General features: G+C 57.4%; 16 protein-coding genes and 1 other RNA gene. 3 read left to right on the top strand and 14 right to left on the bottom strand.

The window, feature by feature from the left end; genetic code table 11:
- Positions 1-3: 3 nt before the first annotated feature.
- The 6 genes from NUW46_RS04285 to rsmI form a co-directional block, all read right to left on the bottom strand.
- A complete protein-coding gene (locus NUW46_RS04285; RefSeq protein WP_418141443.1) occupies positions 4-1,743 on the bottom strand; it encodes a peptidoglycan D,D-transpeptidase FtsI family protein in 1,740 nt (579 codons plus the stop codon).
- Between the two features lie 34 nt (positions 1,744-1,777).
- Entirely contained in the window at positions 1,778-2,182 is a 405-nt protein-coding gene (gene ftsL / locus NUW46_RS04280; RefSeq protein WP_153634610.1) for a cell division protein FtsL, read from the bottom strand.
- 2 nt (positions 2,183-2,184) lie between these two features.
- Complete coding sequence (rsmH, locus tag NUW46_RS04275; protein ID WP_418141442.1) at positions 2,185-3,168, bottom strand: 16S rRNA (cytosine(1402)-N(4))-methyltransferase RsmH; 984 nt, start codon at positions 3,166-3,168, stop codon at positions 2,185-2,187.
- Positions 3,165-3,617 (bottom strand): division/cell wall cluster transcriptional repressor MraZ, encoded by a 453-nt coding sequence (gene mraZ / locus NUW46_RS04270; protein ID WP_064227001.1) that lies wholly within the window; start codon positions 3,615-3,617, stop codon positions 3,165-3,167. The genes rsmH and mraZ overlap by 4 nt, the downstream gene beginning before the upstream one ends.
- A gap of 301 nt (positions 3,618-3,918) precedes the next feature.
- An RNA gene (gene rnpB, locus NUW46_RS04265) (RNase P RNA component class A) lies at positions 3,919-4,268 on the bottom strand.
- A 53-nt stretch (positions 4,269-4,321) separates the two neighbouring features.
- Entirely contained in the window at positions 4,322-5,218 is an 897-nt protein-coding gene (rsmI, locus tag NUW46_RS04260; protein WP_418141441.1) for a 16S rRNA (cytidine(1402)-2'-O)-methyltransferase, read from the bottom strand.
- 75 nt (positions 5,219-5,293) lie between these two features.
- On the opposite strand from rsmI, the gene NUW46_RS04255 reads away from it, so the two are divergent.
- Genes NUW46_RS04255 through NUW46_RS04245 form a run of 3 tightly spaced genes read left to right on the top strand, consistent with a single transcriptional unit; the run spans position 5,294 to position 8,214 of the window.
- A complete protein-coding gene (locus NUW46_RS04255) occupies positions 5,294-7,222 on the top strand; it encodes a penicillin-binding protein activator (RefSeq protein ID WP_418141440.1) in 1,929 nt (642 codons plus the stop codon).
- 24 nt (positions 7,223-7,246) lie between these two features.
- Entirely contained in the window at positions 7,247-7,612 is a 366-nt protein-coding gene (locus tag NUW46_RS04250) for a YraN family protein (RefSeq protein WP_136630356.1), read from the top strand.
- A gap of 11 nt (positions 7,613-7,623) precedes the next feature.
- Positions 7,624-8,214 carry a D-sedoheptulose-7-phosphate isomerase gene (locus NUW46_RS04245; protein ID WP_418141439.1) on the top strand — a complete coding sequence of 197 codons (591 nt, stop codon included), beginning with the start codon at positions 7,624-7,626 and terminating at the stop codon, positions 8,212-8,214.
- Positions 8,215-8,259: 45 nt separating this feature from the next.
- Here the strand turns inward: NUW46_RS04245 and NUW46_RS04240 are convergent, their stop codons facing one another.
- From NUW46_RS04240 to NUW46_RS04205, 8 genes are all read right to left on the bottom strand, one after another.
- Positions 8,260-8,676, bottom strand: coding sequence for a ClpXP protease specificity-enhancing factor (locus NUW46_RS04240; RefSeq protein WP_174805052.1), 417 nt, complete (start codon positions 8,674-8,676; stop codon positions 8,260-8,262).
- A 59-nt stretch (positions 8,677-8,735) separates the two neighbouring features.
- Positions 8,736-9,365, bottom strand: coding sequence for a glutathione S-transferase N-terminal domain-containing protein (locus tag NUW46_RS04235; RefSeq protein ID WP_069184007.1), 630 nt, complete (start codon positions 9,363-9,365; stop codon positions 8,736-8,738).
- Between the two features lie 107 nt (positions 9,366-9,472).
- On the bottom strand, positions 9,473-10,228 hold the full coding sequence (locus tag NUW46_RS04230) for a cytochrome c1 (protein WP_136630355.1): 756 nt from the start codon (positions 10,226-10,228) through the stop codon (positions 9,473-9,475).
- Entirely contained in the window at positions 10,228-11,460 is a 1,233-nt protein-coding gene (locus NUW46_RS04225) for a cytochrome b (protein WP_296933806.1), read from the bottom strand. The genes NUW46_RS04230 and NUW46_RS04225 overlap by 1 nt, the downstream gene beginning before the upstream one ends.
- Positions 11,460-12,053 (bottom strand): ubiquinol-cytochrome c reductase iron-sulfur subunit, encoded by a 594-nt coding sequence (gene petA, locus NUW46_RS04220; RefSeq protein WP_069184010.1) that lies wholly within the window; start codon positions 12,051-12,053, stop codon positions 11,460-11,462. The genes NUW46_RS04225 and petA overlap by 1 nt, the downstream gene beginning before the upstream one ends.
- A 243-nt stretch (positions 12,054-12,296) precedes the next feature.
- Positions 12,297-12,689 carry a 30S ribosomal protein S9 gene (gene rpsI / locus NUW46_RS04215; RefSeq protein WP_069184011.1) on the bottom strand — a complete coding sequence of 131 codons (393 nt, stop codon included), beginning with the start codon at positions 12,687-12,689 and terminating at the stop codon, positions 12,297-12,299.
- 12 nt (positions 12,690-12,701) lie between these two features.
- Positions 12,702-13,130 carry a 50S ribosomal protein L13 gene (rplM, locus tag NUW46_RS04210; protein WP_008176556.1) on the bottom strand — a complete coding sequence of 143 codons (429 nt, stop codon included), beginning with the start codon at positions 13,128-13,130 and terminating at the stop codon, positions 12,702-12,704.
- Between the two features lie 193 nt (positions 13,131-13,323).
- Positions 13,324-14,109: a TatD family hydrolase gene (locus NUW46_RS04205; protein ID WP_418141438.1), complete on the bottom strand. Its 786-nt coding sequence runs from the start codon at positions 14,107-14,109 to the stop codon at positions 13,324-13,326.
- Positions 14,110-14,123: the final 14 nt, after the last annotated feature.

Genomic DNA, 14,123 nt, shown 5'->3' with positions numbered 1-14,123 from the left:
GGCTTACCCTCGCTCTCCGGTAGCAGAAGAACCGATTTCGGCCTCTCCCACTTCCAGTTCAGGCTTCACATTCAACAGTCGCAGTGCGTCACTCATTACCCGTGAGAATACCGGCGCCGCCACTTCGCCACCGTAGTACTCTCCGGACTGCGGCGCATCAACGGCCACAACCGTAACCAGTCTTGGATTATCAATGGGCGCCATACCGGCAAAAATCGCCTTGTACTGGCTGTCTTCGTATCCCTGGGCACCAACAAGATGAACCGTCCCGGTCTTGCCGCCGGCCGAGTAGAATCCCGGCTGTGCACGTTTACCCGTTCCCCTCGACACTGCCTCGCGCAACATAGCGCGAACCTGATGGGCTACCTGCTCCGACAGCACCCGTTGCCCCTCCGGCTTTTTATCCTGCCGAACCAGGCTCAGTGGATACCGCACACCACCGTTGGCAATCACCATATAGGCCTGGGCCAGCTGAAGAGCATTCACACTCATGCCATAACCATAAGACAGCGTTGCTTCTTCCACTGGACGCCACTTGGGCGGCGATGGCAAGACCCCCACCGCTTCGCCCGGAAAACCGATACCCGTTGGCTGGCCAAGCCCAAGCCTGGCGTAAAGATCGCGAATCACATCACCACCAAGATCGGTGGCAATCCGGCTGATTCCAACGTTGCTGGATTTGACGATGATCTCGGCCATATCCATCACGCCATAGTTGCGGTGGTCCCGAATGGTAAAACGACCAAACCGGCGAAAGCCCGGATTGGTATCAATGGTGCTGTTAACCGAGTAAGTGCCGGACTCCAGGGCGGCCGCCATGGTAATCGGCTTCATGGTTGAGCCGGGCTCGAACAGATCGGTAATGGCCTTGTTCCGGAGATTCTCGGCGGCAAGCTGGCTGCGATCGTTGGGGTTGTAGGACCCCTGGTTGACCATTGCCAGGACCTCACCGGTATCCACGTCGAGCATGACCAGCGTGCCCCCTCTGGCATTATGAGCCGCCACCACCGCCTTGAGTTCCCGGTAAGCCAGGTACTGGAGGCGCAGATCAATGCTGAGCGCGAGATTCTGGCCCGGACTGGCATCGCGAATCAGGGTCAGATCCTTGATGACTCGACCCCGGTTGTCTTTCAGAACACGCTTGCGGCCGGTTTCGCCGGACAACCACTGGTTGTAGGCAAGTTCGATCCCTTCCTGGCCACGCTCATCAATATCTGTGAAGCCCACAACGTGAGCGGTCACTTCGCCCGCAGGGTAATATCGGCGGTACTCCTGGCGGGCGTAGACACCATCAATCTCCAGATCCAGGACCTTTCTGGCCAGATCCGGCTGAACCTTTCGGCGCAGGTAGATAAACTCCCGTCCGGAGTACTCTTCCAGACGCTGCCGGAGGGAAGCCTCATTGATATCCAGAAGCCGCGCGAGGTTAGTCAGTCGCGCCTCGGCGGGATCGGCCTCCGAAGGATTGGCCCAGATGGTCTGCACCGGGGTGCTGACGGCCAGTGGTTCGTCGTAACGATCAGTGATCACACCGCGATGGGCATCAATACTCTCAACCCGGATGGTCCGGACATCTCCCTGCTTGCGCAGAAACTCGTTGTCGACTACGTGAAGGTCAACCAGGCGCCAGCCAAGCACACCTACGACCAGGAGAAAGACGCCCACGACGGAGCCAAAACGCCAGGCTGCCAGCCCGGACGCCAGACGCTGCCCCCATGTTGTCTTCTTTCCCTGATCGGACACGTCGATCACCCTGAATCGTTGTTGTTTTCGTTGACTATCGGTCAGCAACCGGCGACATCAGCGGTACCAGAACAATGTCCTGACGCCCCGGCACCACCATGCCGAAACGCTCGGCCGCCAGTTTCTCCACTCGCCCGTGGGCGCTCAGTGCGCTTTGCTCCAGCAGCAACTGGCTCCACTCGCTCTGGTAGCGATCGCGCTCGGACTGAAGCTGGGACAGGGTATTAAAGAGCTCCCGGTTCTCGTGAGCACTGACCACCACGCCGATGGAGGAAGCCAGCAACACGGCAACCAGCCCGAGCGAGACCAGCACTCTGCCTTGCTTCGTCGCAGCAAACACCTGCCTTGAAATCCGGACCGCGGTTGCAACGCCGTCCCGGACCTTCTGTTTGTTCAGCTTTGCCGTTTTTACCGGCTCTTCAATGGCTACCGCGCCCATGGTCACGCGCTCCCCTGCGAGTTTTTTCTGGTATCTGTGCGTTCCAGAACCCGCATGACTGCGCTGCGGGCACGTACGTTGTCACTTACTTCGTCAGCGCCAGCCTTGCTGGCCTTGCCAACAAGCCGGAAGTCCGACGCTTCCTGTTCCGCGGTTACCGGAACACCCTTGGGCAGCTGCGGCCCCCGGGCCAGATCCCTCATGAATCGCTTGACCAGCCGGTCCTCCAGCGAATGAAAACTGATCACCACCAGGCGCCCGCCGGGTGCCAGGTGGTCAACAGCAGACTGAAGGCCGATTTCCAGATCCTCCAGTTCCCGGTTGATAAAAATCCGGATGGCCTGAAACGTCCGAGTGGCCGGATGCTTGTGCTTTTCTTTCTTGGGCACGGCCTCGCTGACCAGCTCTGCCAACTGACGCGTCGTCTCGACCGGCGCCTCTTGCCGACGCTCGACCAGGAGCCGCGCAATGCGCCTGGAGAACCGTTCCTCGCCATAGCGGAAGATCACATTCGCTATATCCGATTCTTCCGCCGTTGCCAGCCACTCCGCCGCACTGGGCGATTTCTCGGTGTTCATTCGCATGTCCAGCGGACCATCCCGCATGAAACTGAAGCCACGTGAGGCATCATCAAGCTGCGGCGATGACACGCCCAGATCCAGCAAAATTCCTTTGACTGCCTGCCAACCCTGACCGGCCAGCGCGGCGCCAAGCTCTGCAAAGGAACCATGAAAACAGTGAAAACGGCTATCCTGGGCTTCCAGCTCCCGCGCCGCGCGAATCGCTTCCGGATCCTTGTCAATGCCAAGCAGCTGACCCGACTCTCCGAGACGGCCCAGAATCAGGCGACTGTGGCCACCCCGTCCAAAGGTGCCATCCACGTAATAGCCATCGGGGTCGTTAACCAGATAGTCGACCGCCGAATCCAGGAGTACCGAGCGATGCGAGTACACCGCCCCGGCCTCCTGACTGCGATCGGAGGTCATAAGGACAGCGCCTCCATCTCGGGCGGCATCTCTTCGTCATCAGAGGACTCATCCAGCCAGGCGAACCAGCGCTCCTCGCTCCAGAGCTCAAGCTTCTTGCCCTGCCCGATCAACATCAGCTTCTTCTCCAGATGGGCATAGCTTCTCAGCGTTGGCGGAATCAGTATGCGGCCGGCAGAGTCCAGCTCCATGGGCGCAGCGTTACCCAGGATCAGGCGCTGGAGACGCCGGGCCGCTTTGTTCATGTTCGGAAGCGCCTCGATCTTGGGCCGTAAAACCTCCCATTCGGGCTCGGGATAAAGCAACAGGCACCGCTCCTCGTCAGCGTTTGCCGTCAATACAATGCGCCCACCACAGGCCTGCGCGAGCTCTTCGCGCACCTTGGCGGGGATCGCCAGGCGACCCTTCGCATCCATATTGATGGCATGACTGCCAAGAAAATTGCTCATTTACGCTGTCTCTGGGTGCCTGATATCCACAAAAAACCACTAGAATCCACTTTTTCCCACTTCTGCACACTATAGAAACACGCAATACACAATGCAAGCGCCGCAAACAGCGCCACTCTTGGAAAACTTCCTTTAACGACAAGAGGTTACAGGACTGGATTCGATGAAATCGTGAGATTACGGAAAAGAAAAGAAATAAAATCAAATACCTGCAAAAAAGTCTGAAGACTGCAAGTGAGGTTTAAGATTTTTTGGCTATAAAGAACGCCCGTTGAGAATGACAGACGTCACACGAAGGGAAAAAACGAGCTCGCCGATAAGCCGGGTTCTGTCTTGGACAGTCATTCATCTAGGGTCTGCGTCACCACAGACCTCAAGCAACCTACCCGAATCCAGCGCGGGCCACGCCATTGGATTCCTATTTGGTCTTGCTCCAGGTGGGGTTTACCATCGCCGTGGACTGTTGCCAGCCACGCGGTGCGCTCTTACCGCACCATTTCACCCTTACCGGCGCCCGAAGGCGCTTAGGCGGTATACTTTCTGTTGCACTTTCCGTCGGCTCGCGCCGCCCAGGCGTTACCTGGCACCTTGCCCTGTGGAGCCCGGACTTTCCTCCCCCGGAAAACCGGCGGCGACTGTCTGGCGAGCTCGGGCGAGACAATACTCCTGCACCTATGGCCTTGCAAGAGAAACTGCCCCTGAATTCAACCATCCTTTAATGCCAGGGCCCTTTGATAAAGCTCGTTTTTCGATAGCCCGGTCAGCTCTGAAGCCATTTTGGCGACCTTCTTGACCGGCAGCTCCGCCAGCAAAACACGAAGTACACGGTCCACGTCCATGGTAGCTGCCTCCTCACTACCGGCCTGAGCCGCTGCGCCGCGAACCATCACTACGAACTCGCCGCGGTTTCCATGGGGGTCACGTTCCAACTCAGCCAGAACGTCGGCCACCGAGCCGGAGTAGAAGGTTTCGAAGGTCTTGGTTATTTCGCGACCCAGCACCATCTCACGATCCGGTCCCAGCACGTCGGCAATATCGCGTACCGATTCCAGAATCCGATGGGGCGACTCATAGAAGACCAGGGTCGCCACTTCACTGCTCAGCACGTCGAGACTGGCCCTGCGGCCAGAGCGCTTTGCAGGCAAAAATCCCACGTACAGGAATCGATCCGTCGGCAGACCGGCGACACTCAATGCCGCCACCAGAGCACAGGGCCCGGGGATCGGGCTGACTCGATGGCCTGCAGCCCGGGCCTCGCGCACCAGCACATAACCGGGATCTGAAATCAGCGGCGTACCCGCATCGGAGATCAGAGCCACATCACGTCCGGCCTGCAGCTCAGTCAGTATCCCGGCGGCGCGATCCTTTTCATTATGATCGTGCAACGCGACCATGCGCTTCTGGATACCCAAATGGCTCAACAACCGCCCGCTGTGGCGCGTATCCTCTGCTGCCACCACATCCACACTGGCCAGTGTCCGGGCCGCCCGCGGAGACAGATCGTCGAGATTGCCGATGGGTGTGGCAACAACATAGAGCGTTCCTTTCAATTCACCCTTGCGGCTGTCTGACGATGTGATATCGCTAACTTCATCTTTCAAAGCTTCTGCCTCTCTCATGGGGAGCCCGGGACAGTGACAGTTACGTCATGTGAATTAACCCCGGAGCTGTTAAACTTGCCACCGTTAGTCTGGCGCTACAAGCCCAATCATCCGGAGTATGTCGAGCCTGCCATGATAAAGATCCGCATTCATCAACGAGCCCTGGCCAGCGTATTTACTGCCGCCCTTTTGTCGGCTGGTTGCGCCACCGTGAACCTCGAAACCCACGTTGCACAAACTGCCGACCAGGCCCTGGAACTGGCGAGCAACGAGGACAACACCGAAACCGCACAGGCCTATCTGCTTCGGATCGCCAGCAGGTTCCAGGATCAGGGCCATCACGAAGCGGCCAGAACGCTACTGCAAAGTCGGCAGCTCGCGCAACCCGCCTCCGGGCTTGGCAATCAAAAACTGCTGCTGGCCATGGCGAGCGCCACAGCCCTTGGGGATGAGTCCTGGGCAAAAGCAATCGCCGGCGAACTTGCTCCTTCTACCTTTATCGACTACCCGGCTGACCTGATCACCCGGGCGGCCAACCTGCAGACGGACACATACGGCCTCGCCGGCGAGCCCATATCTGCGGCAATGACCCTGATTCTGCTGGCGCAAACCGATAACACGGCGGATGCGCAGCAGATTCACAACCGGATCTGGTCCCTGCTGGAACAGGTCTCTGAGGGCGACCTGAGCTCGGCTTCTGCCCAGGCCATCGGCTATGAAGCCCAGGGCTGGCTGGAATTGGCCAGCCTTGTCAGAACACCGGACGCCGGCATTGACGAGCAGGGACGAATCATCCGCAACTGGCAAAACAATTGGCCGGGTCATCCGGCCGCCCAGGTTCTGCCTGCGGAATTGCGACTGATCGCGACGCTGGCCGAAAGTCGCCCCGAAAAAATCGCACTTGCCCTTCCCCTCGAGGGGCCGCTGGCAACGGCAGGCAAGGCAATCCGGGACGGCTTTCTGGCGGCCTACTACCTTGATGACTCTGCCGACCGGGGCGAAACAGACATTCGCATTTTCAACACCGCCGGCACAGCGTTCGCCGATCTTTACAAGCAGCTGTCCGAACAGGATATCGACCTGATTGTCGGCCCCCTCGAAAAGGAAGCGCTTGCGGGGCTTGGCTCAATGAATACGCTGCCGGTGCCTGCGCTCGGGCTAAACTATCTGCCAGCCGATACCCGGCCAGCTGACGGGCTGTATCAATTCGGGCTTTCCGCCGAAGATGAGGCCCGACAGATTGCCGACCGACTTGCCGCAGAACAACTGCGCCAGGTTCTGGTTCTTATCCCCGGTGGCGAATGGGGCGATCGGGTTGAGGCCGCGTTATTGAAGCGAATGGCCTCCAACGAAGGGGTTGCACTGGATATCGAGCGCTTCTACCGGGAGGACAATCTTCGGGCGGTAACGGCCGACCTTCTGGGCATCACCGTTTCCCGGGACAGGGCCATTCAGGTTGAGCGGACCATCGGCATGGATGTCGAGTTCGAGCCGAGGCGCCGGCAGGACGCCGACGCCATCGTCATGGTGGCAGAGCCCACCGTTGCGCGGCAGTTCAAGCCTCTGTTCGCCTTTTATTTCGGTGGTGACCTGCCCGTTTATTCGCCATCCATCATCTACGAGGGCACACCCGCACCCTCCCGGGACCGTGACCTGAACGGGGTTATTTTCACCGACATTCCCTGGGTGCTGGGAGATGACAATGAACTTCGAACCCGGGCTACAGAGAACCTTTCCGGTACCCGTGGCCAACCCGGTCGCCTGTTCGCCATGGGCGCCGATGCGTGGCACCTGAGCAAACGCCTGCCCCTGTTGAGACAGGTTGAAAGCGCCTCGATCTCCGGGCAGACCGGAATCCTGACCATGACAGCCGAAGGCAGCATCCACCGGGAACAGCTCTGGGCGCAGTTCCGTAATGGGGTTCCTGAGCTCATCCCCGACCCGGTGACTGAAGAGAGCGAGCCAGAAGTCACGAACCAGGAAACGGCCCCCATTAGCGAGTAACACTACAGGAGCAGACCAGCTGCCATGGATGGCACCAAAACCACGGGCAACCATTTTGAAGGCGTCGCGGCCCGATACCTCGCCAGTCGAGGCGTCCGGATTCTAGAGCGCAATGTCTACAATCGCGGCGGCGAAATCGACATCGTCGGCCAGGATGGCGAGACCCTCGTGTTCTTTGAGGTCCGTTATCGGGGGACGGGCAGTCTTGTTGACCCTGCAAGTTCAATCAATTACCCCAAACAGAAACGCCTGATCCGTGCCGTTTCCTTTTATTTGCACCGCCATGGGCTCTGGAACAGCGTCTCGCGGATTGATGTGGTTGCCATCAGCCCGGGTACCGTTAAAAAATACCGGGTACAATGGATCAGGAACGCAATTCTGGCAGGATAGTGATACTGAAAATGACCGATACCGAACACCAGATCAATCAGTGGTTCGCGAGCCATATGGAGCATACCGCACAGACCGCCAGCACCGTTGGCCCCGACATTGAAGAGGCTGCCAATGCCTTCGCGGGAACGCTGCTCCAGGATGGGAAAATCATTACCTGCGCCAACGGCAATGCCAATATTCTGGCCCAGTACTTCTGCACCGCCCTTCTAAACCGGTTCGACCAGGACCGCCCTGCACTACCTGCCATCAATCTTGGCGCCGATGCGACAACCTATTCCGCGATCTGCCGGGATAATCGCTTCAACGACACTTTTTCCCGCCAGGTCAGGGCCATTGGCAAACCCGGAGATCTTCTTTTCGTCATCGTGGACGATGGCCACAAGGCAAACCTGATCCAGGCGATCCAGGTCGCCCATGACCGGGAGATGAGCGTTGTGGTCCTCAGCGCCAGGGAGAAATCCGATATAACATCGCTCCTGCATCCGGAAGATCACGAAATTGCGCTGAATAACCTCAGCCCCACAGAGGCAACGCCGTTACTTCTCCTCATCATCAATGCCCTCTGCGGGCTGATCGACGCCAAGATTTTTGGCGGATAAAAAAAGCCAGCATAAGCTGGCTTTTTCTGGACTACGGGGTGCGGTTTATTTCACCACTTTGAGGGTTGGCCTGCCCGAAGGGCGATCCTCCTGCCCGGATGCAGACTGCTCGCCCTCACGCTCACGGGAAGTGCCATCCGGATCCGGAGAGCCTGGCTCACTGCCGAACACCATGCCCTCACCGTTCTCCTTGGCGTAGATTGCCATAACCGCCTGCAGCGGAATGAAAACCTGCATGGGGACGCCACCGAAACGGGCACTGAACTCGAGTGCACCGTTACCGATAACCAGACCACGGACCGCTCCCGGACTGATATTCAGAACAATCTGCCCATTGGCGACATGCTCGGTCGGCACCTGTACACCCTGAATGCCTGCATCCACCACGATGTATGGAGTGCAGTCATTGTCCAGAATCCATTCATTGAATGCTCGTACCAGGTACGGGCGGCTGGACGTCATAGTGTTTTTACTCTCAGCCACTGCCACTCTCCTGCTCCGGCCAGCGGAACGTTACCAAATCAGCTGCGAATGTCTTCTTCCAGGTCGGACAGGCTTGCCTTGAACCCTTCCCGACTGAAGATGCTCTCCATGTACTTCTGCAGTGGCTTGGCCTGCTTTTCGTTCAGCTCGATACCGAGGGCCGGAAGGCGCCACAGGATCGGGGCAATACAGCAATCCACGATGGTGAACTCTTCAGACAGGAAGAACGGCATCTCCCCGAACAGCGGCGCCGTCGCCAACAGGCTTTCTTTCAGCTCTTTGCGCGCCGTTTCAGACGCTTTGGCGTTCGGCTGCGCCAGGATCTGATCTACCAGGCCACACCAGTCCTTCTGGATCCGATGAATCATCAGACGACTATTGGCACGGGCAACCGGATACACCGGCAACAAGGGTGGATGCGGGAAACGCTCGTCCAGGTACTCCATCATGATATTGGGCTCATAAAGAACCAGATCACGATCCACCAGTGTCGGCAGGGCGTTGTACGGGTTCAGGTCGGCCAGCTCAGCCGGCGGATTGTCCGGATCCACATCTACGATATCGACGGTAACACCCTTCTCTGCCAGAACAATGCGCACCCTGTGGCTGTAATGGCTGGCCGGATCCGAGAAAAACGTCATTGATGACCGCTTGGTCACAACGCCCATAGAACTACCTCACGAGTAAACAAACCGAAATGATCCTGAAAAACGCAAAAATCCAGCGGGCCGGTTATGCCCGCTGGAACTCAGGGGACGGGATTATACCCTATTTCTCAGTGTACGTCCTTCCAGTACTCACGATTGAGCATGTAGGCGAACACGAAGAAGATGGCCACAAAGATCAGGACAAAAATCCCCAGACGCTCACGCTCAAGCTTGACCGGATCACCCATGTAAGACATGAAGTTGGTCAGATCGTACATGGCCTGGTCGAATTCCGGTCCAGACATGCTGCCTTCGATGGCGTACTCCGGGCATACGTCGGCGTTGTTGATGTTGCCACTCAAGGGCTCAACGCTGGCCGGAGTCCCGATGTTGGGCTCAACGGCACACAGCCCCTGCATTCCCACCAGAACGTGAGGCATACCCACGGCCGGGAACACCACGTTGTTCACGCCCAGCGGTCGGGACTCATCCTTGTAGAAGCCACGCAGGTAGGAATATACCCACGCTTCGCCCCGCAAACGCGTTTCCAGCGTGAGATCCGGTGGCGGTGCACCAAACCAATCGGCAGCCATGTCCTTGCTCATGGAGTTCTTCATCAGCTCGCCAATCTTGGCGCCAGTGAAGATCAGGTTTTCCTCGTACAGTTCGTCGGGAATCTCCAGATCATCAGCCACGCGCTTGTATCGGGCATACTCCATGGAATGGCAACCCATGCAGTAGTTGGTAAACAGAGCTGCACCACGCTGCAGAGAGGCTTTGTCAGAGTGATCTGACTCGAAGCTGTCCAGCGGCACGGTTGAACCCGCTGCCAGCCCGAGTGCCGGCAGGACCGCGATGAAAAGACCAAAAATCAGCTTTCTCATTATCCTGTCACCCTCTCTGGAACTGGCTTGGTTTTCTCCATACGCGTATAGAACGGCATAAGGATGAAGTAGAGGAAGTACAGCACCGTCAGAATCTGGGCAACCATGGTGCGGCCTTCAGTCGCCGGTACCAGGCCGAGATAGCCAAGCACCACGAAACTGACTGCAAAAATGGCCAGGGCAATGCGACTCAGCCAGCCCTTGTACCGCATTGAGCGTACCGGGCTCTTGTCCAGCCATGGCAGCACAAACAGAATGGCGATCGCTGCGCCCATCACGACAACACCCCAGAACTTGGCATCCAGACCGAACAGGTCAATCGTTACCGCACGCAGCATTGCGTAGAAAGGCGTGAAGTACCAGACCGGCGCGATATGATCGGGCGTCTTGAGAGGGTTAGCTGGTTCGAAGTTCGGCTTTTCAATGAACAGCCCGCCGCCTTCCGGGAAGAAGAACACGACGATGAAGAAGATAAAGAAGAATACACCGACGCCCAGAAGGTCGTGCACTGTGTAGTAAGGGTGGAACGGGATACCATCTTTCGGAATACCGTTTTCGTCCTTGTTCTTCTTGATATCGATACCGTCAGGGTTGTTTGAGCCCACTTCGTGCAGTGCCAGAATGTGAAGCACAACCAGACCAAGGAGAACGATCGGCAGAGCTACCACATGCAACGCAAAGAAGCGGTTCAGGGTAATGCCGGAAATCAGGTAATCGCCACGGATCCACAGTGACAGATCTTCACCGATGACCGGAATAGCACCGAAGAGGTTTACGATAACCTGGGCACCCCAGTAGGACATCTGGCCCCAAGGCAGCAGATAACCCATGAACGCCTCAGCCATCAGGATCAGGTAGATCAACATACCGAAGATCCAGATGAGTTCACGCGGCTTCTGATAGGAGCCATACATCAGCCCCCGGAACATGTGGAGATAGACCACAACGAAGAATGCCGAAGCACCGGTAGAATGCAGATAACGGAGCAACCAGCCCCACTCGACATCACGCATGATGTACTCGACAGACGCAAACGCGCCTTCGCCGGACGGGTTGTAGCTCATGGTCAGCCAGATCCCGGTAACCAGCTGGTTCACGAGGACCAGCATGGCGAGGGAACCAAAGAAGTACCACACGTTGAAGTTCTTCGGCGCGTAATACTTTCCAAGATGCTTGTTCCAGGCATCTACGATTGGCAGACGCTCGTCTACCCAGTTAATCAGCTTTTGCATTACGCTGCCTCCGGATCAAGACCAATCGTGAGGGTCGAATCGTCGTCAAAACGATAAGGCGGCACCTCAAGGTTCAGGGGAGCAGGCTGCGCCTCATAGACCCTTCCGGCCATGTCGTATCGGGAACCGTGACACGGGCAGAAAAGTCCACCCAGCCACTCATCACCGAGATCCGCCGGAGCAACTTCCGGACGGTAGGACGGAACACAGCCAAGATGGGTACACAACCCTACAAGCACGGCAAACTCCGGCTTCAGGGAACGCAGGATGCCATCAATATACGGTGGCTGCTGAGGCGCTTCTGACTGGGGATCTTTCACCCGGTCGTTGAGCTTCTCGATATTCGCCTGCATCTCTTCGGTACGGCGAATGATCCAGACCGGCTTACCTCGCCACTCGACCGTAATCTGCTGACCCGGTTCAATCTTGCTGACATTGACGGTTACCGGTGCACCCGCTGCTTCCGCTTTGGCACTGGGATTCCAGGATGCCACGAAAGGAACGGCCGCACCGACGACGCCGACTCCACCCACCACAGACGTGGCACCGATCAGAAACCGGCGCCGGCCTTGGCTCACGTCGCCATTACTCATTATGGTTTTCTCCCATCAGGCGATGTCACAGCCCGCAAAACCGCCGGCGATGTGCATCTTAAAGGACTTCACAACCCAAAAATATAAGCGCCCAAATGGTAATGAAATTACCTTGGCCTTACAAGTCGGAAAGCCGGCGCTGGCGCCTCATCACTGTTCCAGATCAATTTGCTGACAAATCGTCCGAACATAAAAAAACCCGACCGAAAAGGGCCGGGTTTTCCTGGATCTGTTCCAGCGAAATTAACGCTTGGAGTACTGAGGACGCTTACGCGCCTTGCGCAGACCCACTTTCTTACGTTCGACCTCACGCGCGTCACGGGTAACATAACCCGCTTTACGCAGCGCCGGACGCAGAGTTTCGTCGTAATCCATCAGGGCGCGAGTCAGACCGTGGCGAATAGCGCCGGCCTGACCACTGATACCACCACCCTTCACGGTGATTTGAATATCAAAACGATCGGTAGACTCGGCAACAACCAGCGGCTGACGAACGATCATGCGCAGGGTGTCACGACCGAAGAAATCTTCGATTGAGCGACCATTGATAGAGATGTTACCGCTTCCCGGCTTGATAAAAACCCGAGCCGTGGATGTCTTGCGGCGACCAGTACCGTAATTTTGTGCTACAGACATATCCGCCTTCCGTTAAATGTCGAGTTCTTTGGGCTGCTGGGCTGCGTGAGGATGCTCAGCGCCGGCATAGATTTTCAGCTTCTTGAACATGGCGCGACCGAGCGGGCCTTTCGGAAGCATGCCTTTGACAGACTTCTGAATGATTTGCTCGGGAGCCTTGTCGACCAGCTTCTCGAAGTTGATGGACTTGATTCCACCCGGAAAGCCGGTATGACTGTAGTACATCTTGTCAGATGCCTTCTTGCCGGTAACCCGCACCTGGCTCGCGTTGATCACAACAATGTAATCGCCAGTGTCTACGTGAGGGGTGTACTCAGGCTTATGCTTGCCCCGCAGACGTAGGGCGATTTCGGTTGACAGACGACCCAGCGTCTTGCCGGCTGCGTCTACAACGTACCAGTCACGTTTTACTGTTTCTGGTTTCGCACTCAGAGTCTTCATTGATTCCGCCTTGAACGCTATATAAGAAACGTTAAAAACCACCACCGGTAAATGCAAGGCATCCGGAGGAGGTTCCATACCTGTGTTGCGCTGCCATCATTCGGGGCTGAGATAATGACATCGCCTTGAAAAGCCAGGGCGCGAAGTATACTCGAACCACCCGGGAAAGCCAACCCTGTGTCGGCTCGTTTCGTTATTCCCCTATATCCGCGCCGGACCAACCGTAAAGCCGGGACACATTATCCAGCAACACCGGCGCCAGCTGCTCTGGCGTATCGCCACGAATCTCTGCAAGCGCCTTCAGAATATCCGGCAAATACCGGGGAGAATTCTGCCCCTGCGGTACACCCACCGGCGCCATGTCCGGCGCATCCGTCTCAAGCACCAGCGCCTCCAGTGGCAACTTTGCGATTGCATCGCGGGTCTTTCGGGCCCGGGGGTGAGTAATTACGCCTCCCACGCCAATGAAGCACCCCAGATCGACCAGCTTTTCGCCCTGCTGAAAACTGCCACTGAAGCCGTGAATCAGGGCCCGTCCCGTCCACTGCCGACGGTTGAGCAGACTGTGTACTTCGTCATGGGCCTTAACGGAATGGATCACCAGCGGCATGCCGAACTCGTTCGCTAATGCCACCTGGCTGTCAAACCAGGGCCATTGTACTTCAAGACTGCCTTTGAGGCGGTCGAGTCCACACTCCCCTAGGGCGACGCAGCGCTCGGGCCGAGCCGCAAGTCGCCTGCGAAGCTCCGACAGATCCTCTTCGGAATGCTCTTCAACAAACCAGGGATGAATCCCGAGACAGTAGAACAGGCCATTATGGGCAAGTGCTGTGTCACGGACCCTGTCCCAGTCTGGCCGCCGGACACCGGGTATGACCAGTCGGCGGAGTCCGAGCGATCGGGCCTGCTCGAGCTCCGCTTCGTGCCGGCCATCGAACTGAGGGAAATCAAAATGGCAATGGGCGTCGATCAGCTGCACGGTCACCTCCGCCC

The organism is Marinobacter sp. MA (assembly GCF_048298425.1).
Taxonomy (GTDB): Bacteria; Pseudomonadota; Gammaproteobacteria; order Pseudomonadales; family Oleiphilaceae; genus Marinobacter; species Marinobacter salsuginis.
Note: the sequence above shows the minus strand (reverse complement) of the source record. Positions and strands in the feature narration are given on the sequence as shown.

What these genes read in the sequence shown, in the direction of transcription:
- NUW46_RS04240 (WP_174805052.1), bottom strand. Translation starts at nt 8,676, where the DNA reads ATGACGTCCAGCCGCCCGTACCTGGTACGAGCATTCAATGAATGGATT.
- NUW46_RS04250 (WP_136630356.1), top strand. Translation starts at nt 7,247, where the DNA reads ATGGATGGCACCAAAACCACGGGCAACCATTTTGAAGGCGTCGCGGCC.
- rpsI (WP_069184011.1), bottom strand. Translation starts at nt 12,689, where the DNA reads ATGTCTGTAGCACAAAATTACGGTACTGGTCGCCGCAAGACATCCACG.
- rsmH (WP_418141442.1), bottom strand. Translation starts at nt 3,168, where the DNA reads ATGACCTCCGATCGCAGTCAGGAGGCCGGGGCGGTGTACTCGCATCGC.
- rplM (WP_008176556.1), bottom strand. Translation starts at nt 13,130, where the DNA reads ATGAAGACTCTGAGTGCGAAACCAGAAACAGTAAAACGTGACTGGTAC.
- ftsL (WP_153634610.1), bottom strand. Translation starts at nt 2,182, where the DNA reads ATGGGCGCGGTAGCCATTGAAGAGCCGGTAAAAACGGCAAAGCTGAAC.
- NUW46_RS04230 (WP_136630355.1), bottom strand. Translation starts at nt 10,228, where the DNA reads ATGAGAAAGCTGATTTTTGGTCTTTTCATCGCGGTCCTGCCGGCACTC.
- NUW46_RS04245 (WP_418141439.1), top strand. Translation starts at nt 7,624, where the DNA reads ATGACCGATACCGAACACCAGATCAATCAGTGGTTCGCGAGCCATATG.
- NUW46_RS04225 (WP_296933806.1), bottom strand. Translation starts at nt 11,460, where the DNA reads ATGCAAAAGCTGATTAACTGGGTAGACGAGCGTCTGCCAATCGTAGAT.
- NUW46_RS04235 (WP_069184007.1), bottom strand. Translation starts at nt 9,365, where the DNA reads ATGGGCGTTGTGACCAAGCGGTCATCAATGACGTTTTTCTCGGATCCG.
- petA (WP_069184010.1), bottom strand. Translation starts at nt 12,053, where the DNA reads ATGAGTAATGGCGACGTGAGCCAAGGCCGGCGCCGGTTTCTGATCGGT.
- mraZ (WP_064227001.1), bottom strand. Translation starts at nt 3,617, where the DNA reads ATGAGCAATTTTCTTGGCAGTCATGCCATCAATATGGATGCGAAGGGT.